This window comes from Candidatus Omnitrophota bacterium, assembly GCA_030688425.1.
Lineage (GTDB): Bacteria > Omnitrophota > Gorgyraeia > Zapsychrales > JANLHA01 > JAUYIB01.
Genome location: JAUYIB010000021.1, coordinates 125,140 through 150,468, shown reverse-complemented (window position 1 = coordinate 150,468; position 25,329 = coordinate 125,140). Strand labels below are relative to the sequence as shown.

Annotated in this window: 25 protein-coding genes and 2 pseudogenes; all 27 read left to right on the top strand. The window is 56.5% G+C overall.

From position 1 onward, the window contains the following. The first annotated feature begins 45 nt into the window (after positions 1-45). On the top strand, positions 46-1,215 hold the full coding sequence (locus Q8Q08_09360) for an RtcB family protein (protein ID MDP2654224.1): 1,170 nt from the start codon (positions 46-48) through the stop codon (positions 1,213-1,215). A 95-nt stretch (positions 1,216-1,310) separates the two neighbouring features. After that, entirely contained in the window at positions 1,311-2,384 is a 1,074-nt protein-coding gene (hemA, locus tag Q8Q08_09355; protein ID MDP2654223.1) for a glutamyl-tRNA reductase, read from the top strand. A gap of 49 nt (positions 2,385-2,433) precedes the next feature. Continuing rightward, the gene (gene hemH, locus Q8Q08_09350; protein MDP2654222.1) at positions 2,434-3,798 is read left to right on the top strand and encodes a ferrochelatase; all 1,365 of its coding nucleotides are present in this window, start codon (positions 2,434-2,436) and stop codon (positions 3,796-3,798) included. 34 nt (positions 3,799-3,832) lie between these two features. Then, entirely contained in the window at positions 3,833-4,147 is a 315-nt protein-coding gene (locus tag Q8Q08_09345) for a TMEM14 family protein (protein MDP2654221.1), read from the top strand. Between the two features lie 25 nt (positions 4,148-4,172). After that, positions 4,173-4,943: a F0F1 ATP synthase subunit A gene (atpB, locus tag Q8Q08_09340; GenBank protein MDP2654220.1), complete on the top strand. Its 771-nt coding sequence runs from the start codon at positions 4,173-4,175 to the stop codon at positions 4,941-4,943. 84 nt (positions 4,944-5,027) lie between these two features. Further along, positions 5,028-5,249, top strand: a complete 222-nt coding sequence (atpE, locus tag Q8Q08_09335) for an ATP synthase F0 subunit C (protein MDP2654219.1) — start codon at positions 5,028-5,030, stop codon at positions 5,247-5,249. Between the two features lie 15 nt (positions 5,250-5,264). Next, on the top strand, positions 5,265-5,816 hold the full coding sequence (gene atpF, locus Q8Q08_09330; GenBank protein MDP2654218.1) for a F0F1 ATP synthase subunit B: 552 nt from the start codon (positions 5,265-5,267) through the stop codon (positions 5,814-5,816). Between the two features lie 6 nt (positions 5,817-5,822). After that, the gene (atpH, locus tag Q8Q08_09325; protein MDP2654217.1) at positions 5,823-6,362 is read left to right on the top strand and encodes an ATP synthase F1 subunit delta; all 540 of its coding nucleotides are present in this window, start codon (positions 5,823-5,825) and stop codon (positions 6,360-6,362) included. A gap of 12 nt (positions 6,363-6,374) precedes the next feature. Further along, positions 6,375-7,886: a F0F1 ATP synthase subunit alpha gene (gene atpA / locus Q8Q08_09320; protein MDP2654216.1), complete on the top strand. Its 1,512-nt coding sequence runs from the start codon at positions 6,375-6,377 to the stop codon at positions 7,884-7,886. A 3-nt stretch (positions 7,887-7,889) separates the two neighbouring features. Next, positions 7,890-8,759: an ATP synthase F1 subunit gamma gene (gene atpG / locus Q8Q08_09315; GenBank protein ID MDP2654215.1), complete on the top strand. Its 870-nt coding sequence runs from the start codon at positions 7,890-7,892 to the stop codon at positions 8,757-8,759. Positions 8,760-8,770: 11 nt separating this feature from the next. Further along, positions 8,771-10,192, top strand: coding sequence for a F0F1 ATP synthase subunit beta (gene atpD, locus Q8Q08_09310; protein ID MDP2654214.1), 1,422 nt, complete (start codon positions 8,771-8,773; stop codon positions 10,190-10,192). A gap of 8 nt (positions 10,193-10,200) precedes the next feature. Then, positions 10,201-10,524: a hypothetical protein gene (locus Q8Q08_09305; GenBank protein MDP2654213.1), complete on the top strand. Its 324-nt coding sequence runs from the start codon at positions 10,201-10,203 to the stop codon at positions 10,522-10,524. A gap of 18 nt (positions 10,525-10,542) precedes the next feature. Continuing rightward, positions 10,543-11,394 (top strand): HEAT repeat domain-containing protein, encoded by an 852-nt coding sequence (locus Q8Q08_09300; protein ID MDP2654212.1) that lies wholly within the window; start codon positions 10,543-10,545, stop codon positions 11,392-11,394. A 23-nt stretch (positions 11,395-11,417) separates the two neighbouring features. After that, entirely contained in the window at positions 11,418-11,945 is a 528-nt protein-coding gene (locus Q8Q08_09295; protein ID MDP2654211.1) for a ubiquinol-cytochrome c reductase iron-sulfur subunit, read from the top strand. A 13-nt stretch (positions 11,946-11,958) separates the two neighbouring features. Then, positions 11,959-12,753 (top strand): cytochrome b N-terminal domain-containing protein, encoded by a 795-nt coding sequence (locus Q8Q08_09290; protein ID MDP2654210.1) that lies wholly within the window; start codon positions 11,959-11,961, stop codon positions 12,751-12,753. Between the two features lie 15 nt (positions 12,754-12,768). Further along, complete coding sequence (locus Q8Q08_09285) at positions 12,769-13,884, top strand: cytochrome C (protein ID MDP2654209.1); 1,116 nt, start codon at positions 12,769-12,771, stop codon at positions 13,882-13,884. A 9-nt stretch (positions 13,885-13,893) separates the two neighbouring features. Further along, on the top strand, positions 13,894-16,914 hold the full coding sequence (locus Q8Q08_09280; GenBank protein ID MDP2654208.1) for a c-type cytochrome: 3,021 nt from the start codon (positions 13,894-13,896) through the stop codon (positions 16,912-16,914). A gap of 26 nt (positions 16,915-16,940) precedes the next feature. Then, on the top strand, positions 16,941-17,714 hold the full coding sequence (locus Q8Q08_09275; protein MDP2654207.1) for a hypothetical protein: 774 nt from the start codon (positions 16,941-16,943) through the stop codon (positions 17,712-17,714). Between the two features lie 14 nt (positions 17,715-17,728). Continuing rightward, complete coding sequence (locus Q8Q08_09270) at positions 17,729-18,142, top strand: hypothetical protein (protein MDP2654206.1); 414 nt, start codon at positions 17,729-17,731, stop codon at positions 18,140-18,142. 90 nt (positions 18,143-18,232) lie between these two features. Next, the gene (locus Q8Q08_09265; GenBank protein MDP2654205.1) at positions 18,233-18,808 is read left to right on the top strand and encodes a sigma-70 family RNA polymerase sigma factor; all 576 of its coding nucleotides are present in this window, start codon (positions 18,233-18,235) and stop codon (positions 18,806-18,808) included. After that, positions 18,805-18,906, top strand: a pseudogene (locus Q8Q08_09260) (zf-HC2 domain-containing protein). The gene Q8Q08_09265 and the pseudogene Q8Q08_09260 overlap by 4 nt, the downstream one beginning before the upstream one ends. Positions 18,907-19,722: 816 nt before the next feature. Then, positions 19,723-21,174: pseudogene (locus tag Q8Q08_09255) on the top strand (VWA domain-containing protein). Positions 21,175-21,361: 187 nt separating this feature from the next. Continuing rightward, on the top strand, positions 21,362-22,081 hold the full coding sequence (locus tag Q8Q08_09250) for a carboxypeptidase regulatory-like domain-containing protein (GenBank protein ID MDP2654204.1): 720 nt from the start codon (positions 21,362-21,364) through the stop codon (positions 22,079-22,081). 27 nt (positions 22,082-22,108) lie between these two features. Then, positions 22,109-23,857: a cbb3-type cytochrome c oxidase subunit I gene (locus Q8Q08_09245; GenBank protein ID MDP2654203.1), complete on the top strand. Its 1,749-nt coding sequence runs from the start codon at positions 22,109-22,111 to the stop codon at positions 23,855-23,857. Between the two features lie 4 nt (positions 23,858-23,861). After that, a complete protein-coding gene (locus tag Q8Q08_09240; protein MDP2654202.1) occupies positions 23,862-24,713 on the top strand; it encodes a cytochrome c oxidase subunit 3 in 852 nt (283 codons plus the stop codon). Between the two features lie 20 nt (positions 24,714-24,733). Continuing rightward, positions 24,734-25,054 carry a cytochrome C oxidase subunit IV family protein gene (locus Q8Q08_09235; protein ID MDP2654201.1) on the top strand — a complete coding sequence of 107 codons (321 nt, stop codon included), beginning with the start codon at positions 24,734-24,736 and terminating at the stop codon, positions 25,052-25,054. Further along, positions 25,044-25,244 (top strand): hypothetical protein, encoded by a 201-nt coding sequence (locus Q8Q08_09230; protein MDP2654200.1) that lies wholly within the window; start codon positions 25,044-25,046, stop codon positions 25,242-25,244. Before Q8Q08_09235 ends, Q8Q08_09230 begins: the two co-directional genes overlap by 11 nt. Positions 25,245-25,329: the final 85 nt, after the last annotated feature.

The following is a 25,329-nucleotide window of genomic DNA, read 5'->3' as shown; positions in this document are numbered from 1 at the left end:
TATTTTCTTCTGGACACTAACCGCTGTCCGCTATACGCTAACCATATGCCATACCGAGTCATCAACAACACCCCTGTCTGGGGCGAGCCGATCAACGAAGCGATCGAGCAAATCAACACCTGCGCCAAAACCGCGTCCTATACCGCGCTCATGGCCGACCATCACCAGGGCTACGCCGTCCCGATCGGCGGAGTGGTGGCTTACAGGGACAAGATCAGCCCGTCGGGCGTTGGCTATGACATTGCCTGCGGAAACAAAGCCGTTCGCCTGGATGTCCCGGCGGATGACGTCCGCAAGAACATTTCCAGGATCATGGATGATATCGCCCATACCCTGTCGTTCGGCGTGGGAAGAAAAAACAAAGAGAGCGTTGATCATCCTCTCTTTAATGATCCCGCGTGGACGATCCCCGAAGCGCGAAAGCTCAAATCCCTGGCCCAATCCCAGTTGGGAACCATCGGCAGCGGCAATCACTATGTGGACGTTTTTACGGATGAAGAGGACCAGGTCTGGGTCGGCGTCCATTTCGGCTCGCGCGGGTTCGGGCATCATCTGGCAACGCATTTCATCACGGCCGGGGGAGGGAAGGACGGCATGTTTGTGGAACCGGTGGTCCTGGACACCCGCGGCAATCTGGGGCAGGAATACCTCGCCTGCATGAAACTGGCCGGGCGCTATGCCTATGCCGGACGCGACTGGGTCTGCGGCCGCGTCGCCCGGATCCTTGGCGCCCGGATCCTGGAAGAAATCCACAACCACCACAATTACGCCTGGGAAGAAGAGCACAACGGAGAAAAATACTGGGTCGTCCGCAAAGGCGCCACGCCGGCGTTCCAGGGGCAAAAAGGGTTTGTCGGAGGGAGCATGGGCGACATTTCCGTCATCATTGAGGGTGTGGATTCCGCCGAAAGCCGGAAATCCTTGTATTCCACGGTCCACGGCGCGGGGCGCGTGATGTCCCGGACTGCCGCAGCCGGCCGGTTCCGCGGCCGCCGCAGGACAGGAGGCCAGGTGACGAAGGCCATGATGCTCAACTGGATCAGACCCATGGGGGTGGAACTGCGGGGGGCGGGAACGGATGAATCCCCGCATTGCTACAAGCGCCTGCCCGAGGTCCTGGAATACCACAAAAATACCATCCGCATCCTGCGCACCCTCCAGCCTTTGGGAGTCGCCATGGCCGGGGAAAACGAATTCGACCCGTACAAAGACTGACCTGCCGCAAATCCTCCTCAATTCGGAATTTATGCTGGATTAAAGCAACCATTAATGCTATAGTTTTAGCTATCTTTCAGCCATTTTTTTCCGCTATGAATATCGTAACCGTCGGCATTAATCACAAAACCGCACCCATCGAATCGCGGGAGAAGTTTTTTCTGACCCCGCTCCAGCAGGACCTTGTCCTGAGCGAGATGAAGTGCAACCCGTCTGTCTTTGAGGCCTTTATCCTGTCCACCTGCAACCGAACAGAGGTTTACGCCCATGTTCTGGAGGATTTTAACCTCGCGGGTTTCTTTACGGCCCTGGTTTCCTCGATCAAGAAAATTCCCTTCCATCCGGACGACAGAAAACTGTTTTACATTTACCGGCAAGAGCAGGCAATCCGCCACCTGTTGAGGGTCGCGGCCGGGCTGGATTCCCTGGTTTTGGGCGAAAAGCAGATCCTCGGCCAGGTCAGGACATCGCTGGAGCGGGGGCAAAGCCGGGCCATGTTCAGCAAAAATTTCAACATCCTTGCCAACATCGCGATCCGGACAGGGAAAAAAGCCCAGACAGAAACCCAAATCAGTTACGGCGGATCCTCGGTCAGCTGGGCCGCCGTGATGATGGCCGAGCAGAAACTCGGCACCCTGGCAGGAAGATCGTTTTTGATCATCGGCGCCGGGAAAATGGGGGAGCTGACCATCAACCAGATCTACGGCAAAGGCGTCAGCAAAGTCTACGTGATGAACCGGACCCAGTGCAACGCGGAAGCCCTCGCTGAAAAATGCGAAGGAATCCCGGTTTCATTTTGCGACATTAAGGAAACCTTGGCAGAAGTGGACGTGGCGATCTGCGCCGTTTGCGCGCCGCACTATATCCTGGAGAAGGACATCGTCCAAAAAGTCATGGAGGCCCGCAAGGGCAGGGAACTCATCCTTATGGACATCTCCATGCCACGCAACATCGACCCGCAAACAGCAACCGTTCCGGGAATCCATCTGTCCTGCATCGATGACCTACAGCAGGTCATGAACGAAAGCATGCGCAAACGGCAGGCCTCGGTCGGCGCGGTGGAAAAAATCATCGAGGCCAAGCTGTCCGAATTTTACGAAAAGCTGGCCAAAATCCAGGACATTGCCGGCCCGGCAGAGGAATACCTGACAAGCCCCGACTCAGCCTGATCCTGGTTCCGGTAAAACACGGACACCCGTTGAAATCACGAGAATCCCTATGATCCCTGATTTTTGTTATTCGCATCCTTGCCTGACGGTCATTGCCGCGGCGTTTCTCGTCAACATCCCGATGGGATACATCCGGCAAGGCCATTCGAAGTTTTCCGCCAAATGGTTTTTCTGGATCCATGCCTCGATCCCTCTCATCATCTATCTGCGGCTCTCCCTGCACCTCACACCAGCCCTGATCCCGGTCTTTATATTTTTTGCGGTCCTGGGGCAGATCCTCGGCAGCCGGTTCCGCAGCCGCCGGATGACGGACGCCGAATGGAAACGGCTCCACCAGATCCCGGACACCCGCCGGAAAAATCAGCCCAAGCGCTTTTTGCCGGAGACCGAAGTGATGGTGGTCTTGATGAACATGGGCGGGCCCAAAAGCAACGCCGACGTCAAAGACTTCCTTTTGAAACTATTCAACGATTCTCTTCTGATCCGATTTCCGTTGTCCGCCCTCCTGCAGCCGTTTTTTTCCTGGCTGATCGTGACGTTGCGCTGGAAGGCCGCGGCGGAACGGTATCAGCTCATCGGGGGAGGGAGCCCGATCTTTGAGTCCACCCGGAACCAGGCCGAGGCCCTGGCCCAGGAATTGCGCAGAAGGGGAAGGGAGATCGACGTCATTTTCTCGTTCAATTACAGCCAGCCCCTGCCCAACGAGACCCTCATGCAGGTCAAGGCCGCCGGGAAAAAATATCTTCTGCCGTTGAGCCTGTATCCGCATTATTCCAAAGCCACCACAGGATCGAACATCCATTACCTGAGCATGGCCGCCCGGCAATTCCATCCTGATGTCGAATTCCTGGATACGCCGGAATATTTTCTGCACCCTGGATATATCCAGGCCTTTGTCGAACGGATCCAGGGAGCACTCAAACCTTCCGAATTGCTGGATGATTTTTATCTCCTGTTCTCCGCTCACGGCCTGCCGCTGTATTTCCTGACGGAAGGGGACCCCTACCCGTTCCAGGTGGCCCAAACCGCCGGCTGCGTGCTGAACAAACTGGGCCGGACAAAAGAATGGTCGCTGTCTTACCAAAGCGCCGTCGGCCCCCTGCAGTGGCTGAAACCATCGACTGAAAACATGATTCACACGCTGGCCAAACAGGGGATCAAAAAACTTCTTGTTGTCCCCATTTCTTTTGTGACCGACCATATTGAGACACTCTGCGAAATTGACATCGAATACCGCAAAGTCGCGGAAGACGCCGGGATCACGGATTTCCGGATGTCCAGGGCCCTGGAATGCCATCCTGGATTTATCCAGGCCCTGGCCGACAGCGTGGAGACCGCCCTGCCGCGGGAATTGTCTTCCCGCCAGGAAAAAGTCCGGCCCGGCAGGATCGACATCGACAGCGCCAAAGTGTAATCAAACCAACCTCACAAGACAAAAGGAGATTCCCATGCTGGATAAATTCGTCCTGATCGGATACGGGGTGTTCATGCTGGTGGGAGCGTTTTTCGGCTGGAAGGCGGGCAGCAAGGTGTCCCTGATCATGGGGATCGTTTCCGGGGCCGCTGTTTTTTTGAGCTATGCCGTTTCCCTCAACGCCCCCCGGAACGGGATCCTGGGGCTGGCGGTGATCAGCGGAATTCTCAGCGGTGTCTTTCTTCTGCGTTTGATCCAGACCCAGAAAATGATGCCGGCCGGGATGCTGCTGGCGGTCAGCGCCGCGGTCTTCGCCTACGGGCTTTACCGTTTTATCAATTACAAATGAACATCCGGGAACCTCTTTTGATCTCATGACACCTGCAAACGACATCAGCCTGTCCGAGTTCGTCATCCACCACGTCCTGGACGCCAAGGAATGGCACCTGCCTTTCTTGCCGCCGGTCCCGTTGCCGGGATCGCTGACGCTCCACGGCCTGATGATGATCATTTGCGCGCTCCTGCTGTTGTTGCTGTTCGGCGTCGTCTACCGCAAGGACGACAAGGTCCCGACCGGGATCACCAATCTCCTGGAGGCCTTTATCCTGTTTATCCGCGATGAAATCGCGATTTCCTTCCTGGGGGAAAAAGACGGGAGGAGGATGACGCCGCTCTTCTGCACCTTCTTTTTCTTCATCGCCGGGTTGAACCTCATGGGATTGATCCCTGTCTTTTCCACCGCGACGTCGAACGTCAACGTCACGGCCGCCCTGGCGCTCATCACGCTCGGGTTCATGACGGTCGGCGCGGTCTTGAAAAACGGGGCGTCCGGATTTTTCAAATCATTTGTTCCTCCGGATGTCCCCTGGCCGATCCTCGTGGTACTCGTTCCCATCGAATTCGTCGGAATGTTTGTCAAGGCCTTTGCCCTGACCATCCGCTTGTTCGCCAACATGCTGGCCGGCCATATTGTGATCCTGTCGCTGCTCAGCCTGGTCGCGTTTTTTGGCTATGTCGCTCTGCCCAGCGTCATTCTGGCAGTGCTGATCTCCTTGCTGGAAATTTTCATCGCGTTCCTGCAGGCTTTTATCTTTACGCTGTTATCGGCCATGTTCATCGGGCAAAGCTATCACCCCGAGCATTAACGCCCTCGGCCCTTTACAGGGAATGGACATCCCGTTATAATGGTTTGTTTTATTAACGTATTTTAATAGGAAAGGGAATTGTTTATGGAGCCAGCTATTCATGGGTCATATGCGGCCATCGGGGCCGGCATGGTCACTCTCGGGGCGGGGCTGGGGATCGGGATCCTGGCGTTCGGGGCATTGATGGGCATGGCGAGGCAGCCTGAAGCCGCCAAAAAAATACAGACAGCCATGCTGATCGCAGCCGCGCTCATCGAGGGGATCGCCCTTTTCGCGGCCATCATCTGCCTGCTGGCGATCAGATAACCCGGGATTTCTGCCATGGCCGATCATCCATCAGTTCCGGAAGGCCTGATTGCGGAAACTGCGCAGCCGGCCGCCCCTGAAAAACCCAATCTCCTGAACGCCGACGTCACTGTTCTCATCCTCACGTGGGTCACGTTCTTCCTGCTCCTCGCTGTCCTGCAAAAATTTGCCTGGAAACCGATCCTGGCGGCGCTGGACGAACGCGAGAACCGGATCCGCCGCTCGATTGAAGAGGCGGAAAAAACCCGGCAGGAGTACGAAAAAATCGAGGAGAACCGGAGCAAAATCCTGGATGAAGCAGGGGAACAATCCAAAAACATCCTGGATGATTCCCGGAAGGCGGCCCAAAATCTTGCCAAGGCCATCGAACAAAAGGCCAAAAATGAGGCCCAGGTCGTTCTCGAAAATACCCGGCGTGACATCCAGATCGCCAAGGACAAGGCCGAGGCCCAGCTTCGCCAGGAAAGCGCCGAGATCGCCGTCCAACTGGCCGGGAAAATCATTGAAGAAAACCTCGACAACGAAAAAAACCGCAAACTCATCGACCAGCTGATCAAAAAGATCTGAAATGCGATGAAAAACTCCAAAGCCGCAAAACGATACGCCCGGGCCTTCTTCGAGCTGTGCAAAGAGGGAGACGCCTTTGACGACGCCTATGCCGATCTGTCCATGATCCGCCAGGCGGTGGGCGACTCTGCGGAGCTGGCCGCTTTCTTGAAAAATGTCCATCTGCCCAGAGAAAAACGAGAGAGTGTCCTCGCGGCGCTCTTCCAGACGCGTGTCCGGCCGCTGACAATGGATTTTCTGCTTTTTCTGGACCGGAAAAACCGCCTGCCGGCCATGCCCCAAATCTGCGAATATTTCGAAAAAGATTATTTTGCCCAAAAGGGCATCCTCAAGGTCAAGATCACCACCGCGACGGCCCTGGACTCCGGGCAGGAGGAAGCCATCCGCGACCGCTTGCGCCAGCGTTACCAGAAGGACATCCGCTGGGAAAGCGAGCTGGTCCCGGGACTGATCGGCGGCTTCAAAATCCAGGTGGAAGATTTGATCCATGATTTGAGCGTCCAAAACCAGCTCCAGAAATTCAAAAACCGCATCATGAACAGCTAAGGGAACGCATCTATGAAAGAACTCAAGACCGCTGAAATTTCCGCCATCCTTAAAAAAGAGCTCGCCGAATTCAAGGTGGAATCGAATATGTATGAAATCGGCCGGGTCATCAGCGTGGGAGACGGGATCGCGCGGATTTACGGCCTGAGCCAGGCCATGGCCGGGGAGCTTGTGGAATTTCCCGGCGGGCTGAAGGGGATCGTCCTGAATCTCGAGGAAGACAATGTGGGCGCGGCCATCTTCGGGCTGGACACCAACATCAAGGAAGGGGATGAAGTCCGCCGGACCGGAACGATCGCGTCCGTGCCGGTGGGAGAGGCCCTGGCCGGCCGCGTGGTCGACGCGCTGGGCCAGGCCATCGACGGCCATGCCCCGATCCAGGCCAAGGAGTTCCGCCCGATCGAGATCAAGGCGCCGGGGATCATCGACCGCAAGAACGTCCATGAACCCCTGCAGACCGGGATCAAGGTCATCGACGCCCTGACCCCGATCGGCCGCGGGCAGCGCGAGCTGATCATCGGCGACCGCAAGACCGGCAAGACCACACTGGCCATCGACGCGATCATCAACCAGCGCGGCCAGGACGTTCACTGTTTTTACGTGGCCATCGGGCAAAAACGGTCCACCGTGGCCCAGGTTTATGAAAAATTGAAAAAATACGGCGCCATCGATTACACCACCATCGTCGCGGCCTCGGCCTCGGACCCGGCTCCCATGCAATTCATCGCCGCGTATGCCGCCACGACCATGGCCGAATACTACCGGGACAGCGGCCGGCACGCGCTGATCGTTTACGACGATTTGACCAAGCAGGCCCAGGCCTACCGCCAGTTATCATTGCTCCTGCGCCGCCCTCCGGGCCGCGAGGCCTTTCCCGGCGACATTTTTTATCTTCACAGCCGTTTGCTGGAACGCGCGGCCAAAATGAGTGACGCCAAAGGCGCGGGAAGCCTGACCGCCCTTCCGATTGTCGAAACCCAGGCCGGCGACGTTACGGCCTACATCCCCACCAACGTCATCTCTATCACCGACGGGCAAATCTACCTGGAGAGCGACCTGTTCTACGCCGGCCAGCGTCCGGCCATCAACCCCGGATTGTCGGTATCCCGCGTGGGCGGCGACGCCCAGATCAAGGCCATGAAACAGACCGCGGGTTCCTTACGCCTGGACCTCGCCCAGTACCGCGAGCTGGCGGCATTCGCGCAGTTCGCCTCGGACCTGGATGTCGCGTCCCGGCGCCAGTTGGAACGGGGGAAGCGGCTCATGGAGATCATCAAACAGGGCGTCCAGCAGCCCCTGCCGGTCGTCAAGCAGGTGGCCATCATCTACGCCGGCGTCAACGGGTATCTGGATGATATCCCGGTCGCCAAAGTCCGTGATTTCGAAACGCACCTCCTGGAAACCCTGGACACACGGTTCACCGAGTTTGTCCGTTTGTTTAACGAAAAAAAAGCCCTGACAGATGACGTCAAAAAGGGCCTGGAAGACCTCCTCAAAAAATTCAAGGAATCGTACCGGAGCTGATCCATGCCCAGTGTTAAAGAATACAACGTCAAGCTCCAAAGCCTCCACAACACGGAAAAAATCACCAAGACAATGAAGCTGGTCTCCATGAGCAAGCTCTACCGCGCGCATGAGGCCCAGAAACGCGCCAAGCTCTACGCCACGGACCTGACGGAACTCCTCGGCCGGATCGCCGGGGCGGTCGAACTCTCGGCCCATCCGCTCCTGACGCCGCGGGAGAACGTAAACAATGTCCTGGTCCTGCTCATCACATCGGACCGGGGGCTGTGCGGATCTTTCAATAATACCCTGATCAAAGGCGTCGAACTCTGGCGGCAGAGTGAGGGGGCCAAATACAAATTCGTGGCCATGAGTTTTTGCGGAAAACGCGGGTACGCGCATTTCCGAAAAACCGTGCAGGTGGAAAAATTCTATGAGAATTCCACCGCGCGCCCGGACTTCGCTGTTGCAAAGGCCATCGGAAGAGATCTGATGGAATTTTTCCTCTCGAAGAAATACGACGAGATCCATGTCTGCTACAACGTCTTCAACAGCCCCTTGTCCCAGAAACCGGCGTTTCTCCAGATACTGCCGATCGAACCGCATCTTCTCCGGCCCGGAGAGCAGGAGTGGAACGCGGACTATCTTTTTGAGCCCCGGCGCAGCCAGTTGCTGGACGTCCTCATTCCCAAGTATTTATTTTTCCGGATTTATTTCGCGCTGCTGGAGAACTCCGCCGGAGAGCATGGCGCGCGCATGACCGCCATGGACAGCGCTTCCCAAAACGCCTCCGATCTGATCGACTGGTTCACGCTCCTGCGCAACCGCGCCCGCCAGGCGAACATCACCAAGGAATTGATCGAGATCGTGTCGGGCAAAGAAGCCTTACAATAAAAAGGACCCTTATGAGCACAGCCAAACAACTCGAAAATGGAAAAATCACGCAGGTCCTTGGCGCCGTTGTCGACGTCAGTTTCCCGGAAGGAAAACTGCCGCTGATTTACAGCGCCCTGAAGGCCAGTAACCCGTCCATCAACGATAAAAAGAATAACCTCACCCTGGAAGTCGCCCAGCATCTCGGCGAAAACACCGTGCGCACCATCGCCCTGGACACCACCGACGGCCTGGTCCGGGGAATGGAGGTCGTCAATACAGGGGACGAGATCACCATGCCCGTCGGCCCGGCCACGCTCGGCCGCGTGCTGAATCTGCTGGGAGACCCGATCGATGACGCCGGGCCTGTCAACACTGACCAGCGGATGCCAATCCACCGTCCGGCCCCGCCCCTGGCCGACCAGGAAACCACGGACAATGTCCTGGTGACCGGGATCAAGGTCATTGACCTTTTGGCCCCCTACCGCAAGGGAGGGAAGATCGGGCTTTTCGGCGGCGCCGGGGTCGGAAAAACCGTCATCATCCAGGAACTCATCCACAACATTGCCAAGGAGCACGGGGGATACTCGGTTTTTGCCGGGGTCGGAGAGAGGACCAGGGAAGGGACCGCGCTTTATAAAGAAATGCGGGAGGCGGGGGTTTTAGACAAGACCGCCCTGATCTTCGGACAGATGAACGAACCGCCTGGGGCCCGAGCCCGCGTGGCCTTGTCCGCCCTGACCGTCGCCGAGCATTTCCGGGACGCCATGAACCAGGACGTCCTTCTTTTTATCGACAATATTTTCCGTTTCACCCAGGCCGGGTCGGAAGTGTCCGCCCTGCTGGGACGCATCCCGTCCGCCGTCGGTTATCAGCCGACCCTGGGAACCGACATGGGAGAACTCCAGGAGAGAATCACCTCGACAAAAAACGGCTCCATCACTTCCATCCAGGCGATCTATGTCCCTGCCGACGATTACACGGACCCGGCGCCGGCCGCGACCTTCGCCCACCTGGACGCCACCACCGAACTGTCCCGCCCCATAGCTGAACTGGGGATATATCCCGCGGTGGACCCCTTGTCGTCCACGTCCACTATCCTCGCCCCGGAAATCGTCGGGGAGGAGCATTACCAGGTGGCCCGGGGCGTGCAGGAACTGCTCCAGCGCTACAAGGAACTCCAGGACATCATCGCAATCCTCGGCATGGATGAGCTTTCCGAAGAGGATAAACTGACGGTTGAACGGGCCCGAAAAGTGCAAAAATTCCTTTCCCAGCCGTTCCACGTTGCCGAGCAATTCACCGGCCGTAAGGGCCGTTACGTCAACCTGCAGGACACGATCCGGTCTTTCAAGGAAATCCTGGACGGAAAACATGACGCCGTCCCGGAACAGGCCTTTTACATGGTTGGAGATATCGACGAGGCCCTGGAAAACGCGAAGGCGTTCAAATAAACCCCGCCATGGCCGCTGCAACCTATCCACTATCCATCATCACCCCCGCGGGCCGCCTGTTTGAAGGTCCTGCAGAATCCCTGGCCGCGCCGGCGGCCGAGGGGATGATCGGGATCCTGGCCGGACACGCGCCGCTGGTCACTGTCGTGACCCGGGGCGCAATGACCGTGCGGACCCCTGACGGCAAAGAACACCACTTCGCGGTTGACGCGGGCGCTCTTGAAGTCAACACGGAAGGCCGCGTCATGGCCCTGCTGGATCACGCGCTGGAAACCCCGACCCGCGAGGAGGCCGCGTCCAAATCCTCCGGATTCTCGCATGAATTTGAATAAATCCCAAAGGGCCCCACGATGACCGACCCAACCCCCGAGACGGAAAAACCATTTTTAAAAGTCATCCTGCATTCTTTCTTTGTGATCCCGTTCCTGATCGCGGTGTTCTGTGTTTTGCTGTTCGCCGGCGTGCGGCTCCTGACCCGGGAAAACCAAACCGCCTACGATTTTCTCAACGACGTGAAGACCGGCGGCCTCACCAAGCGCTGGCAGGCGGCCTTCGAACTTTCCAGGGTCCTTGCCAATCCTCAACTCATCCCCCAGGAGGAGCGCTTCCAGAACGAGATGATCAGTGCGTTCCAAAATTCGCGCGCCGATGACGACAAAGTCCGCCGGTACCTGGCCCTGGCCATGGGGAGGACCGGCGATCCGGCCTATCTGAAACCCCTCGCCAATGGGCTGAAGGATGAGAAGGAAGCGACCCTGGACGCCCTGATCTACGCGATCGGCACGCTGAAAGACGAGAGGGGCTCGGCGCCGCTCTATCCGTTCCTGGACCATCCCGACAGCCGGGTCCGCTCCCTGACCGTCGCGGCTTTGGGGAACATCGGGGCGGACAGCTCAAAAACTTTTTTAAAAAAATCTTTGAATGACCCGGAACCCAATGTACAATGGGGGTCAGCTATTTCCCTGGCCCGCATGGGAGACAGTGCAGGAGAAGGGGTTTTGTTCCAATTATTGAACCGGGAATATCTGTCCAAATTCCCGGAAGTTGATCCTTACGAACAAAACCACCTGATCCTCACGGCCCTTGACGCGGCCTCCCGGCTGGACAATCCGGAACTCATCCAAAAAATAACATGGATTTCGCAGAACGACCCGAACATGGCGGTCCGCACGGCGGCCATGAAGGTTATTCAAAAAAAATAGCGGTCATTCCCACTACTTGAATCATGGAAGACAAGAAGATCACAGATCCTGCGGCCAATCCTGAAAATATGGACAGGCGCACATTCATCACGTGGCTGGCTGTCGGCTGGGCGGCCTTTGCCGCCGTTGTGGGCGGGTACGGCTCCATGATCATGCGGTATCTGTTCCCCAACGTACTCTTTGAACCGAAACAAAGCTTCCTGGCGGGATTTCCGGATGATTATGCCATCGGCGATGTTTCCGAGCGCTGGAAGGACGCGCACGGCGTCTGGATCGTCCGGGACACGGAAAAAATTTACGCCCTCTCGACGGTCTGCACGCATCTCGGCTGCACGCCGAACTGGATGGGCAATGAGGACAAATTCAAGTGCCCGTGCCACGGCAGCGGGTTTTATAAAACCGGGATCAACTTCGAAGGCCCGGCTCCGCGCCCGCTGGAGCGGTTCAAGATCACATTAACCGAAAACGGGGAAATCCTGGTGGACAAGACCCAAAAATTCCAGCAGGAAAAAGGCGAATGGAGCAATCCCGAATCGTATATTACGGTATAAGGGAGTTCTTGTTATGACCGAACCGGCCGCACAAAAAGGTTTTTGGGACAAACTGGAGGAAAACCGTATCTGGAGGGCCATTTTCCGGACAGGCATTCCCCGCACCCGGCGCCAGCGCATGATGGTAGTGCTCAACAGCGTCTTTCTGCACCTGCATCCCGTGCGCCTGCCCAAACACGCGGTCAAGGTCAAATATACCTGGTGCATGGGCGGATTATCGTTCTTTGTTTTCCTGGTCCTGACGGTCACGGGGATCCTCCTGATGTTTTACTACCGGCCGACCGTGGAATACGCCTACGGCGACATCGTGGACATGAAGGAGCAGGTCCCGCTGGGCATCATGCGTGAGATCCACCGCTGGGGCGCGCACCTGATGGTCATCACGGTCTGGCTGCACATGTTCCGCGTGTTCATGACGGGGTCTTACAAGCCGCCGCGCGAATTCAACTGGTGCGTGGGCGTCGTTTTGCTCGTTCTGACCATGCTGATGAGCTTCACCGGATATCTCCTCCCGTGGGACCAGCTGGCCATCTGGGCCATCACGGTCGGGTCCAACATGGCCGGGGCCACGCCGTTTCTGGGCAACGCCGGGCCGGGAGCGTCGCTCCTGGCCATCGGAGACGTCAATTTTGTCCACGCCGCCAGCGACGCCCGGTTTGCGATGCTGGGGGGAAGATTCGTGGGGGAAGGGACCCTGTTGCGCTTTTACGTCCTGCACTGCATCGGCCTGCCGTTCATCATCATGATCTTTATGATCGTTCACTTCTGGCGGGTGCGGAAGGACGGGGGCATTTCGGGGCCGACATAATCCGGGACACCTTTCATGGAAAATATCAAATTATTCATCAATCACATCATCGAGCCCAAGATCATTTTCCCGTTCCTGGTGCTGATTTTCTTTTTTGTTTTCCCGCCGACCGAAGGTCTTTATAAAATCAACCGCCGCCTGCGCATCTACAAGCTCTGGACCAAAGGCGGCGCCGTCGCCATCTTTTCCGTTCTGTTTCTGCTGTTCGGCTTCGGGCTGACCGACCCCAATTTCCTCAAGATCGTGACCAAGCCCGACAACGTTCCGATCGTCGGGCTCCTTTTTCTGGTGGTGTTCTTCCTGTGGTTCACCATGAAACAGGCGGAAGACAACGACGCACGGATCGCTCAGGGGAAAGAGCCGAACGAGGCGACGGACGCCAAAGAGAAGATCCTGGTCTGGCCGGACCTGGTCTACATCGAATTCATCGCGCTGATCATCTGCTCCGCGCTGTTGATCGTCTGGTCCATCGTTTTGAAAGCCCCTCTCGAAGAACCGGCCAATCCGACCGTTTCCCCGAACCCGTCAAAAGCGCCCTGGTACTTCCTGGGGCTCCAGGAAATGCTGGTGTATTTTGACCCCTGGATCGCCGGGGTCCTTTTCCCGACGGTCATCATGATCGGATTCATGTGCATCCCGTTCATCGATGACAACAAGCGGGGGGGAGGATACTACTGTTTCCACGGCCGGAAAATGGCCATTTCCATCTTCCTGTTTTACTGGCTGCTGCTCTGGATCTTTCTGATCACCACCGGGACGTTCCTGCGCGGCCCCAACTGGAACTTTTTTGGGCCTTTCGAATACTGGGACATCCACAAACTCGAGGCCCTGACCAACATCAACCTCTCGGAACTGATTTATATGAAGCTCCTCAACCGGGGGCTTCCGGACAACATCCTGCTCAGGGAAGCGGGAGGGTTTCTCCTGCTGGGCGGATATTTTCTGGTCCTGCCGGCGCTTCTCGCCAAGACCTTTTTCAAAACAATCTACGATCGGCTGGGGCCCGTGAAATACACCATTTTCACGGTGCTCTTGCTCATGTCCGCCGGACTCCCGATCAAAATGTTTTTGCGCTGGGCGTTCAATATCAAATACCTCATCGCGATCCCGGAGTTTTTCTTCAACATCTAAGGTGTCCCCGTGAAAGAACCCCAGGAACGATATTACAACACCGAAAAACTCAACGTCATTTTCGCGCTGGTCAGCGTGGCGCTCTTGTTATGTCTGGTATCGATGTTTGCGGACGACTATTCCCGGGATTGGAAAAATTATCAGCGGGAATTCCGCGCCCTGGAGATCGAGAAAACCCGCGTCAAATTCGATGCGGAGTCGAACAAACTCGCGGCGCAGCCCGAGTACCAGGAATTGGCCAAAAAGCTGGAGGACGCCAAGGCCCAGTACGCCCAGCAATGCTCCGACCTCAAGGATGTCAAAAAGGACGTTGCTTCTCTGACTGCCAAACAGGCGGTCCTCACCCAGAGTTATCAATTCACCAAGGCCGGCCTGGACACGGCCAAATACAAGTATGAGGAAGCCCGTCACGCGTCCTCCCCCGGCGCGGAAAACCTCCAGGCCGAATACGGGAAACTCAGCGCCACCGCCGCCCAACTCAAGCTTGACCTGGAAGGCCTTAACCAGAACCTCGCTGAAAAACGCTCCGTTATCGACGGCTGCGGCCATCAGGTCAAAGACCTCGAACGCCAGCAAAGGGCGCTGACCGCCCAGCTTAATATCATCCAGACCAAACTCAGGAAAATCGATCCCAATGAACGGTCGCTTACCAATCAGATCGCGGACATCATCCGTGACCTGCCTGTCATCGACTTCGCCAACCCCAACTACAAAATCGAGCAGATCGTGCTCAAGGATATCAAGGACGACCTCGGTTTCAAGCAGGCCAACCGGGTGGACCGTTGCGTCACCTGCCACTTGGGCATAGCCAACCCCGATTATAAAAACGCGCCCCAGCCGTTTACCGCGCACCCCAACCTGGAGCTCTATTTAGGGAAAGATTCAGCCCACCCGATGGAAGATTTCGGCTGCACGACCTGCCATGGCGGGCGCGGACGGGGGACCGACTTTGTTTCCGCCGCCCACACGCCGTCCTCGGAAGCCCAGGCCGAAGAATGGGAGAAAAAATACCATTGGCACAAGATCCATCACTGGGAAAACCCGATGCTTCAAAAACAATACGTGGAAGCCGGGTGCTTCAAATGCCACTCCGGGCAGACGGTCATCAAGGGCGCTGAAAAGCTCAACCTGGGGCTGAACCTGATCGAAAAAGCCGGCTGTTATTCCTGCCACGCCATCGACAAGTACAAAGACTGGCCTAAACCAGGGCCTGATCTGACAAAGATCGCCTCCAAATCGTCCAAAGAGTGGACACACCGCTGGATATTGGATCCCAAATCCATCCGCCACAACACCTGGATGCCGTCATTTTTCGGCCTGTCCAACAACAGCGATGCCGATTCGCAGGCCCGCAGCGGACAGGAGGTCCACGCCATTGTCCATTACCTTTTCGCCAACAGCGGGGATTTCGAGCAGGCCCAGCCGCCGCTCTGGGGCGACCCGGCCAAAGGCGAAGAGATCGTCTCGTCGGTCGGCTGTTTCGGATGCCACCAAATCGAAAAAGAAAAAAGCGACAAACCCGCCACCCGCCAGTCTCTGCACCGGGAACAGGGGCCGAACCTGATCGGGCTGGGCAGCAAGACCTCCAAAACCTGGCTTTATAACTGGCTGAAAAATCCTTACCGCTATCACCCGGAAACCAAAATGCCGGACCTGCGCTTGACGGATGAAGAAGCCGCACATGCGGCCGCGTTTCTGGCCCAGGACAAAACAGCGGATCTGAATAAAAACCCAATTTCCGGGATCGACACCCAAGTTTTGGATACAATCGTCCAGGAATTCCTCCTAAAAACCTCGTCCGTACGCCAGGCCAAGGACCAGGTGGCCAAAATGACAACAGATGACAAACTCCTTTGGGCCGGGCAAAAGCTGATCGCCCAGTACGGCTGCTACTCCTGCCATAACATCAAAGGTTTTGAAAACTATAAGCCCATCGGGACCGAGCTCACGGAAGAGGGGAGCAAGTCCGCCGACCGGCTCGATTTTGGCTTTGCCAAAATTCCGCATACCAAAGAAGCCTGGTTTACACAGAAAATGAAGGACCCCAGGGCCTTTGACAAAGACAAAATCAAATCCGCGGACGAAGAACTCCGCATGCCCCAGTATCATTTCAAGGATGAGGAAGTCGAAGCGCTCACCACCGCTCTGCTGGGATTCGTCAAGGAAAAACCGGAACCCAACAAAAATAAGCCGCGCACGCCGGACAACATAGCCATCGAAGAAGGACAAAAAATCGTCCGGCAATTGAACTGCCAGGGCTGCCATATGATCGAAGGCGAGGGGGGAGCAATCCAGTCCAGCGTCGCCGACTGGCTGGTCCAATATGATAACCGCAGTGAAAACGAGGCCAAGGCCCTGATCACCAGTTTCGGCCCGCCGAATCTGGCCGGAGAAGGCGCCAAAGTCCAGGCCGGCTGGCTCTTTCATTTCCTCCACCAGCCCACGCCGATCCGGCCATGGCTGAAGGTCCGGATGCCGACCTACGATATCAACGTGGCGCACCTGAACGCGGTCCTCAAATATTTCAACGCCCTGGATGACCAGGAATTTCCGTTCTCGGACGCCAAACTGCCGGCGCCGACCCCCGAAGAACTTGCCGCCGCCGAAAAACTGTTTTCCAAGGATTATTTCGGCTGCGCCCAATGCCACATCGTCGGCGATTCGCTCCCGGCAGGGTCGCCGGACAGCTGGGCGCCGGACTTTGCCCTGGCCAAAACACGGCTCAAACCGGAGTGGCTCCTGGAGTGGCTGAAAAATCCGCAAAAATTCCTGCCGGGGACAAAAATGCCGACCTATTTTGACCCTTCCAGCTTTGACCAGTCCGGGCCGGAAGATATTCTTGGAGGAGACGAAAATCTTCAAATCAAGGCCCTGCGCGATTACTTATACAACATCTCCGACCATCCGCAGCCCAAGCCCGCGCCGGCCAAAGCCGAACCGCCCAAGCCGGCCGAAGCTCCGGCAGACGATAATCCTCCGGCCGCCGGATCGCCGGCACAGGAGTCCGAGACCGAAACCACGGCTCCTTAGAAACCCTCCGGTCAAATCCTTTTCCCATGTTGACCGCCATCCCCATACTGGTCAGTTTTCTCGTTGCCGCGATCTATCCGCTCTGTTTCTGGATCAGTCACCGCGACCCTCTCAAAAAAAATTTCCATCGCTTTCATCTCGGCATGCCCGTATTTGTCCTGGGCGTGCTAACTGTTTCCCAGATGACCGGCCCTGCGCCGTTTGACATCAAGGCTCACCTTATTGTCTGGTTTATCGTCCTCGCCGGTCTCTGCGCCTACTTCTGGAACCGCGAATACCCCAACCCATGGCTGATCACCGCGCCCTGCCTGATCGGACTGGCCGGATTTCCGGAAATACAAACCGAGCTGGCCGATCCCGGGCTCCATCTGACGTTCGCCTGGGGCCTCGGTGCCGCGATTTTTTGCGCCTCGCTTTACGCCATGAACCTGGGGCACTGGTATCTGAATGTCCACGGGCTTCCCCTGGATCACCTCACGCGGGCGGTCAACGTCCTTTGGGTTTTAACCGCCATCCGGCTGATCTGGGACATTGCAGTGATGTCTTCCGCCAAAGTGGTCCACCAGGGAACGGTGATCCCGCTGCATCAATTTGTCCTGACCATGGACGGGTTTCTTTTAATTTTGGCCGTTTTCTTCGGAACCCTGTTCCCCCTGGCCACGGTCTTTTTCGTCCACGGCACCCTCAAAGCCAAATCCACACAGTCCGCCACAGGAATCTTGTATGTCATCCTGACCGCCGTGCTGATCGGCGAAATGGCGTATAAATATTACCTGCTCAAATTCAGCATCGCCCTTTAGCCGGGGATGAACACATGAAAACCATCGCAAGAACATGTCCGCAGTGTAAAGCCTACGGCCGGCTGGAAATCTCATCCGAAGGGCAAGGCGCCTCCTGTCCATCCTGCGGCGCGGCGTGGGGGAGAGTGGCTTCCGTCAAAAAAATCTTTGAACGCTGTCCTGTCTGCGAATGCCGCCAGTTTTACCGGGACAAGGATTTCAACCAGATTCTGGGGTGCCTGATCATGCTCTTCGCCGTTGTTCTTGTCCCATGGACCTACGGGATCAGCCTGCCAGTTTTCGCCCTTCTGGATTTCCTGCTGCGGAAACGCATCCCCAACATGGTCGTCTGTTACCGCTGCGGGACGGAATTCCGCGGCTTTCCCGTGCCGGAACACTTCAAGGGGTTCCTCCACCATATCGGGCTTAAATACGATAAATACCGCTAACCGCCGGCATGAACGCAGAAAATTCCTGTAACCTTTCGATCTCCCGGGCGTTTAAACAAACGGAGAGGGATAAAGCCAGCAGCGAGGATCATGGAACAACGTGACGAAGAGTTGATAGCGGATTACCAGCAGGGTAATCCAAAGGCCCTGGAAATGCTCTACGAACGCTACAAAGAGCCCATCTTGAATTTCGCCTTGCGCATTCTGGGAAACCGGGCAGACGCCGAAGACGTGACAGCCGATGTCTTCGGCGTTCTCATTGTCCGAAGGGACGCCTACCAGCCCAAAGCCAAGTTTTCCACCTGGCTCTACACCGTCACCCGGAACGCCTGCATCAGCAAAATCCGCAAACACAAAAACGTTTTTTCCCTGTGGTTCCAGGGTCAAAACGGGGAATACGATGAAATCCCTGTCCCCGACAAACAGCCGTCTGTTTCCATGCGGCTGGCCGACCAGGAAACCGGGGAACAGATCCGCAAGGCCATTGAAAAGCTGCCGGACAGCCAGAAGGAAGCGCTGATTCTCCGCGAGTATCACGGCATGAGTTATGACGAAATCAGCCAGGTCCTCGGCTGTTCGCTCGAAAATGTAAAAATTTTGATCTTCCGCGGCCGGGAACGCCTGCGCCGGGAACTGACGTCTTTCCTCACGGAGGAAAACGCATGAACGATCATATCGAATGGAAAATCCTGATCTCCGCCACACTCGATGGTGAGGCCTCCGCCGGTGAAACCGCCCGGGCCGAAGCCCACCTGCGCGACTGCGCCGAATGCCGCAACTATCTTGCGGAATTGAAGAAAATCTCCTCCTCGCTGAAAACCTGGCCGAATGAATCCCTCTCTCCAGATCTTGAACATAAAATCCGATCCGCGATCGGGAAGGAGAGAGCGAACATGGAAAGATCAACCCCCTTATCACTTGGCGTATTGAGCACGATTCTGGTGGCTGTTTTGGTTGTCTTCACGGTCCAAAATTACCAACAACGCAGCATCCAGGGCAGGGCCCGGGATGATAGCCGGTATCTGTCCGAAAAAGCCGCAGAAACCGCCCCATCAAAACCGGCGGCCTTGCCTGCCGGACCTGAGCGTGAAGATCAATTGGCAGACGCAGAAAAAGCCAAAATGTTTGAATACAAAAGTGGGAACAAGAAAGAGACCATTGCGGATAAAGTTTCCAACCTGACCAAGGCCCCTATGCAGGGACGGCTGAAATCCGCTGCGGATGACATCAGCGACCAATATTCTCCCGGGCTGATGGCCTCGCGCTCGATGGGAACAACCCGCCAATACGAGCCCTACTACCTGGAGACGGATTACAAAACGGTCAAGGAATCCTCTGCCGTGAGCGCCCCCGCTTTCCGGGACGCGACAGGAAGACAGGAACTGGCACTGCGGGCCGGCATGTCCGAGAGGAAACGCAGCAACGAAGGATTTCAGAAATCGGATTATGATGGCGGTGCCTATGGAAAGGACAGACGGATCTCCGGCCTTGAGGAACGGGATGAGAACTATCCCATGAAAAGCGTCATTTATCCATATCCCCGGCCCGTTGAACCGCAACCGATCATTGTTCAGCCGAGAAACGCTGAAGAATATGAACAGATCATCGAGAATGAATTCCAGAGCGTTTACGAAAATGCCCTGTCGACGTTCTCGATCGACGTGGACACGGCTTCCTACAGCAACGTCCGCCGCTTTATCCAGAACGGACAAATGCCACCGGCGGACGCGGTCCGGGTCGAAGAAATGATCAACTACTTCATCTATGATTATCCCCAGCCCCGGGGGAACGAACCGTTCTCCGTCAGCACCGAGATCGGGCCCTGCCCCTGGAACCGCGGGCATGACCTGGTCCTGATCGGGCTGCAGGGCAAAGAACTTGCCGAGCGGGAAATGCCGCCCAGCAATCTCGTGTTCCTCATCGATGTCTCCGGGTCCATGGCAAACAGCAACAAACTGCCGCTCCTGAAATCCGCCTTCCGGCTCTTTGTCGAACAATTGCGCCCGCAGGAGCGGATCGCGATCGTCACCTACTCAGGATCGGCCGGGCTGGCCCTGGATTCAACCCCGGGGTATGACAAGGAAACCATCCTGCGCGCGATCGACCGGCTGGAAGCCGGCGGGTCTACGGCCGGGGGTGAGGGGATCCATCTCGCCTACCGCATCGCCCGGGAGAATTTCATCCGCAACGGCAACAACCGCGTCATCCTGGCGACCGACGGGGATTTTAACGTCGGGATCACAACGGATTCCGAACTCGTCCATCTGGTCTCCGAAAAGCGTGATCAGGGGATTTTCCTGACCGTCCTGGGATTCGGCACCGGAAATTACAAGGATTCCAAAATGGAAAAACTGGCCGACGCCGGGAACGGGAACTATTACTACCTCGATTCCATGGAAGAAGGGAGAAAAGTCCTGGGCAAAGAACTCGGTTCGACATTGTTCACCATCGCCAAGGACGTGAAAATTCAGATTGAATTCAATCCACGCCAGGTCAAGGCCTACCGGCTGATCGGTTATGAAACCCGCCGGTTGTCCCGGGAAGACTTCAACAACGACCGGAAGGACGCCGGGGAATTGGGCGCCGGGCACACGGTCACCGCGCTTTATGAGGTTGTTCCATCTGGGGCCTATGATGAAGGGTACGGGGATGTGGATCCGCTAAAATACCAAAAATCCACCGTGACCAACAGCGACGACGTTATGACCGTCAAGCTGCGGTATAAAGAACCGGACGGTGACATGAGCCGCCTGCTCGTCCATACCCTGCAGCGCGGTGGATGGGGCCGCCCGTCCCTGTCGGAAAATTTCCGGTTTGCGTCGGCCGTGGCGGAATTCGGGCTGCTGCTCCGGAACTCCCGTTACCAGGGGGAGGCGTCGTACGAGGACGTCATCCGCCGGGCCGGCGAGGCCTTGGGCAAAGACCCCTGGGGATACCGGGCCGATTTTGTAGACCTGGTCCGCAGGGCCGCGGCCATGGGCAACCGGCCGTACCATGATGACCCTGGTCCCCGATACCGTGTTATCGAATAGATAACGGTTCCTGTCCATTTAAAACAACCATATCGCGGGGCGGCAAACAGCCGCTCCGCTTTTTTATTCGAATCTTCCCGCCAGATTGCCAAATACGTGCTTGACAAATAAAATGCGGTGTAGTAGTTTACATTATTCCTGTTTTAAGCACTATTCCAGTCAACATAAGAATTTAAGGAGGATGGCCATGAAGAAATATTTTATCACACTCCCGGGGATCATCATGTCCGCAGCTTTCCTGACCGGATCTTCCTGGGCCGCCACTCTGACCGGGACCGTTAAATATGACGGGACCGTCCCGAAATTTAAGGCGCTCAAAATGGACGCGGATCCGGTGTGCCTGACCCATCATGCCGCGGAAGTTTACCCGGAAACGCTTGTCCTGGGTGACGGAAACACGATGGGAAACGTTTTTGTGCATGTCAAAAGCGGCCTGGCTTCTCAAAATTTTCCAGCTCCCGCAGAAGAAATTGTCATCACCCAGAAGGGCTGCCAATATTCCCCGCATGTCATAGGCGTCATGGTCGGCCAACCGGTGAAAATCCTCAACCCGGATGGCACACTGCACAACGTTCATGCCTTAAGCAAGGAAAACGAAGAATTCAACACCGCCATGCCCAAATACCGGACGGAAATGATCAAGGTCTTTACCAAGCCGGAATTCATGTTCCCCATCAAATGTGACGTCCACCCGTGGATGGGAGCCTGGATCGCCGTCATGCCGCACCCGTTTTTCTCGGTCACTCCGAAGGAAGGGACATTCACGATTGCGAACTTGCCAGCCGGCACCTATGAAATCGAAGCCTGGCATGAAAAACTGGGGGCTCAGAAAACCTCCGTGACTGTCACGGCGGATGAAACCAAAACCCTGGATTTCACCTTCAGCAAACCGGCAACCAAGGAATAGGCCAGGCGTTTCCAAGCGAAGATCCCCATGAACCATTCTCAACACGACTCCCACGAATTACCCTTTTGGCGAAAGTACATCTTTTCGACTGACCACAAGGTCATCGGCCTGCAGTACGGCATCACCGCGCTGTGCTTCCTGCTGTTCGGCTTTTCCTTAATTATGCTCATGCGCTGGCAACTGGCCTATCCCGGAGAACCTCTGCCCCTGATCGGCAAATGGTTCGGCCCGGACCGGATGCCGGACGGACGTATGCTTCCGGAATTTTATAACCAGCTCGGCGCCATGCACGGGACCATCATGGTCTTTCTGGGGATCGTGCCGTTGGCCGTCGGGGCTTTCGGGAATTACATCGTGCCTCTCCAGATCGGGGCGCCGGACATGGCGTTCCCGCGGCTCAACATGGCGAGCTACTGGGCGTTTTTTGCCGGCGGAGTGATCATGCTGGTGAGCTTTTTCGTTCCCGGAGGGGCGGCGAATTCCGGATGGACCTCTTACGCGCCCTTGGCCAGCGTCCCGAGCGCCAACACCGGCTACTGGGGACAAAACATGTGGCTGATCGGGATGGTTTTCCTTATTACATCGTCATTGCTGGGCGCCGTTAACTTCATCACGACCATTTTCCAATTGAGGGCAAAGGGGCTGACCTTCATGCGCCTGCCGTTTTTCGTCTGGGCCCAGCTGGTGACCTCATTTTTGCTTCTGCTGGCGTTTCCGCCGCTGGAAGCGGCCGGGATACTGCAACTCATGGACCGCATGGTCGGGACAAGCTTTTTCACGCCGAGCGGCCTCATGGTCAGCGGCCAGCCGGTACAGGCGAGCGGAGGGGGAAGCGTTCTTCTCTGGCAGCACCTGTTCTGGTTCCTGGCCCACCCGGAAGTTTATGTGCTCATTCTGCCGGCCATGGGGATCGTCACCGAGGTCATCGCCAACAACACGCGCAAACCCATCGGCGGCTACAAGGCCATGGTTTATTCCGTGCTCTTCCTGGGCTTCATGTCCATGATCGTGTGGGCGCACCACATGTATCTGACCGGAATGGGCACGGCGATCAGCGCCTTTTTCCAGGCCACCACCATGATTATTTCCATCCCGTCGGTCATCATCCTGGCGGCCCTGTTCATCACGCTCTGGGGAGGTTCGATCCGTTTCAACATTCCGATGCTCTTCGCCCTGGCGTTCCTGCCGATGTTCGGGATTGGGGGCCTCACCGGGCTTCCCCTGGGGTTGTCCACGGCGGACATTTATTTACACGACACGTATTACGTCATTGGCCATTTCCATTACGTGGTCGCTCCGGGAACGATTTTTGCCCTCTTCGCGGGCATTTATTACTGGTTTCCAAAAGTCACGGGCCGCGGGATGAATGAAGGGTTGGGCCATCTCCATTTCTGGCCGTCTCTGGTGGCGATGAACGTTATTTTTATGCCCATGTTCATCCAGGGCCTGGCCGGCGTGTCCCGGCGGCTTTACGACGGCGGGGCAACGTATGAATTCAGCAAGGGCGTTCTGCAGCTGAACGTCGTGATGTCCTGGGCGGCCTGGGGCCTGGCGATCGCCCAAGTCCCGTTCATCATCAATATCCTCTGGAGCATGTTCAAAGGGGCCAAAACGTCTGACAACCCCTGGGAAGCGACGACCCTGGAGTGGGCGGCCCCGTCGCCCCCGCCTCACGGAAATTTTGAGAAAGTCCCGGATGTTTTCCGCGGGCCTTATGAATACAGCGTCCCCGGCGCCGCCGCGGATTTCACCCCTCAACACCAGGAAAAAATCTAAGGCCATGTCTGACACCGCGATTCCATATACCGTGGAGACCCGGCATGACACCGGGCTATACAACGCCAAGATGGGCATCTGGCTGTTCCTGGCCTCAGAAATCATGCTGTTCGGCGCCTTGTTCTCCACTTACATCATCCTGCGCATGGGCGCGCCGCACTGGCCGCACGGGTCATCCATCCTCAACGTTCCGATAGGGACCTTCAACACGGTCGTCCTGATCACCTCCAGTATGACCATGGTCATGTCCTGGGCTTCGCTGAAACTCAAGAACCCGGGACAGTACCGGGTGTTCATGGGGCTTACGATCCTGCTGGCACTGACGTTTTTGCTGGTCAAGTCGTATGAATACGGCGCCAAGTTTGAGATCCACTATGAACATACCTTCCCGACCCTTTTCAAAATTGTCTTCGCTTCATTGCTCAAGACGATCGCGGGGTGGGGGATCGCGGCCAAGATCATCGGCGGGGCCGCAGCGGCATGGGCCGTTTTCGGCATCGTCCGATCATCCCTGCGGAATCCGGCGAGTATCCCCGGACGCATTTTCCTGGGCTGTGGGCTGTTCATTTTCCTTACGGTCATTCTTTCGCTTTTTGAGCTGGGCAACCGCGGGGCTCATCACCATTATCCGCCCAGTCACAACACATTCATGGCGATCTACTTCACCCTGACCGGCCTGCACGGACTGCACGTGCTGGGAGGGATCATCGTCAACAGTTACTTCTGGGGGCCTGGACGGAAGATGTGGGAATCGGACCCGGCACGGTTTACGAACCGGATCGAAATCGCCGGGCTTTACTGGCATTTCGTGGACCTGGTCTGGATTTTCCTTTTTCCGGTTCTCTACCTTTTGTGAGCAACGCAGGGAGGTCGGACGTGCACAGCGACAGCAATCCACACGAGATCAAGAAAGAAGTCAAGGTCTACCTGACCGTCTTCGGGGCACTGTTGTTCCTGACGCTGGTGACAGTGGGGGTCAGCTACCTTCATTTGAACCTGCTGGGCGCCGTGATCCTCGCGCTGGTGATCGCTTCCATCAAGGCGGCCCTGGTGGCGTGCTTTTTCATGCACCTGATTTCCGAACGCGCCATCATTTATATCGTCCTGATTTTTACGGTCATCTTTTTCCTGGCCCTGGTTTTCCTGCCGCTGACCGAATCGCACAACGTTATCACGGGGACCCAAATTGTCCATTAAACAATTCCATATCATTTTTATCACCTGTTCGACCCTGCTGACGGTCTTTTTCGGTTTTTGGGCCTTGAACATGCACCAGGCGTCGAAGGATGGCAGCTATTTTGCCACCGCCATGGGGTCGTTCGCCTTCGCGGCTGTCCTGATCATTTACGGGGCCCTGTTCCTTAAAAAACTGAAGGATTACCAATAGTAAGTCCGGGGCATGGAAGGATAGGCAACCTCATGCTTAGCACCGCGTTCTGGCCAAATCAGATTTATGGATGCAGTGTTTGTTT

What these genes read in the sequence shown, in the direction of transcription:
- Q8Q08_09360 (MDP2654224.1), top strand. Translation starts at nt 46, where the DNA reads ATGCCATACCGAGTCATCAACAACACCCCTGTCTGGGGCGAGCCGATC.
- hemA (MDP2654223.1), top strand. Translation starts at nt 1,311, where the DNA reads ATGAATATCGTAACCGTCGGCATTAATCACAAAACCGCACCCATCGAA.
- hemH (MDP2654222.1), top strand. Translation starts at nt 2,434, where the DNA reads ATGATCCCTGATTTTTGTTATTCGCATCCTTGCCTGACGGTCATTGCC.
- Q8Q08_09345 (MDP2654221.1), top strand. Translation starts at nt 3,833, where the DNA reads ATGCTGGATAAATTCGTCCTGATCGGATACGGGGTGTTCATGCTGGTG.
- atpB (MDP2654220.1), top strand. Translation starts at nt 4,173, where the DNA reads ATGACACCTGCAAACGACATCAGCCTGTCCGAGTTCGTCATCCACCAC.
- atpE (MDP2654219.1), top strand. Translation starts at nt 5,028, where the DNA reads ATGGAGCCAGCTATTCATGGGTCATATGCGGCCATCGGGGCCGGCATG.
- atpF (MDP2654218.1), top strand. Translation starts at nt 5,265, where the DNA reads ATGGCCGATCATCCATCAGTTCCGGAAGGCCTGATTGCGGAAACTGCG.
- atpH (MDP2654217.1), top strand. Translation starts at nt 5,823, where the DNA reads ATGAAAAACTCCAAAGCCGCAAAACGATACGCCCGGGCCTTCTTCGAG.
- atpA (MDP2654216.1), top strand. Translation starts at nt 6,375, where the DNA reads ATGAAAGAACTCAAGACCGCTGAAATTTCCGCCATCCTTAAAAAAGAG.
- atpG (MDP2654215.1), top strand. Translation starts at nt 7,890, where the DNA reads ATGCCCAGTGTTAAAGAATACAACGTCAAGCTCCAAAGCCTCCACAAC.
- atpD (MDP2654214.1), top strand. Translation starts at nt 8,771, where the DNA reads ATGAGCACAGCCAAACAACTCGAAAATGGAAAAATCACGCAGGTCCTT.
- Q8Q08_09305 (MDP2654213.1), top strand. Translation starts at nt 10,201, where the DNA reads ATGGCCGCTGCAACCTATCCACTATCCATCATCACCCCCGCGGGCCGC.
- Q8Q08_09300 (MDP2654212.1), top strand. Translation starts at nt 10,543, where the DNA reads ATGACCGACCCAACCCCCGAGACGGAAAAACCATTTTTAAAAGTCATC.
- Q8Q08_09295 (MDP2654211.1), top strand. Translation starts at nt 11,418, where the DNA reads ATGGAAGACAAGAAGATCACAGATCCTGCGGCCAATCCTGAAAATATG.
- Q8Q08_09290 (MDP2654210.1), top strand. Translation starts at nt 11,959, where the DNA reads ATGACCGAACCGGCCGCACAAAAAGGTTTTTGGGACAAACTGGAGGAA.
- Q8Q08_09285 (MDP2654209.1), top strand. Translation starts at nt 12,769, where the DNA reads ATGGAAAATATCAAATTATTCATCAATCACATCATCGAGCCCAAGATC.
- Q8Q08_09275 (MDP2654207.1), top strand. Translation starts at nt 16,941, where the DNA reads ATGTTGACCGCCATCCCCATACTGGTCAGTTTTCTCGTTGCCGCGATC.
- Q8Q08_09270 (MDP2654206.1), top strand. Translation starts at nt 17,729, where the DNA reads ATGAAAACCATCGCAAGAACATGTCCGCAGTGTAAAGCCTACGGCCGG.
- Q8Q08_09265 (MDP2654205.1), top strand. Translation starts at nt 18,233, where the DNA reads ATGGAACAACGTGACGAAGAGTTGATAGCGGATTACCAGCAGGGTAAT.
- Q8Q08_09250 (MDP2654204.1), top strand. Translation starts at nt 21,362, where the DNA reads ATGAAGAAATATTTTATCACACTCCCGGGGATCATCATGTCCGCAGCT.
- Q8Q08_09245 (MDP2654203.1), top strand. Translation starts at nt 22,109, where the DNA reads ATGAACCATTCTCAACACGACTCCCACGAATTACCCTTTTGGCGAAAG.
- Q8Q08_09240 (MDP2654202.1), top strand. Translation starts at nt 23,862, where the DNA reads ATGTCTGACACCGCGATTCCATATACCGTGGAGACCCGGCATGACACC.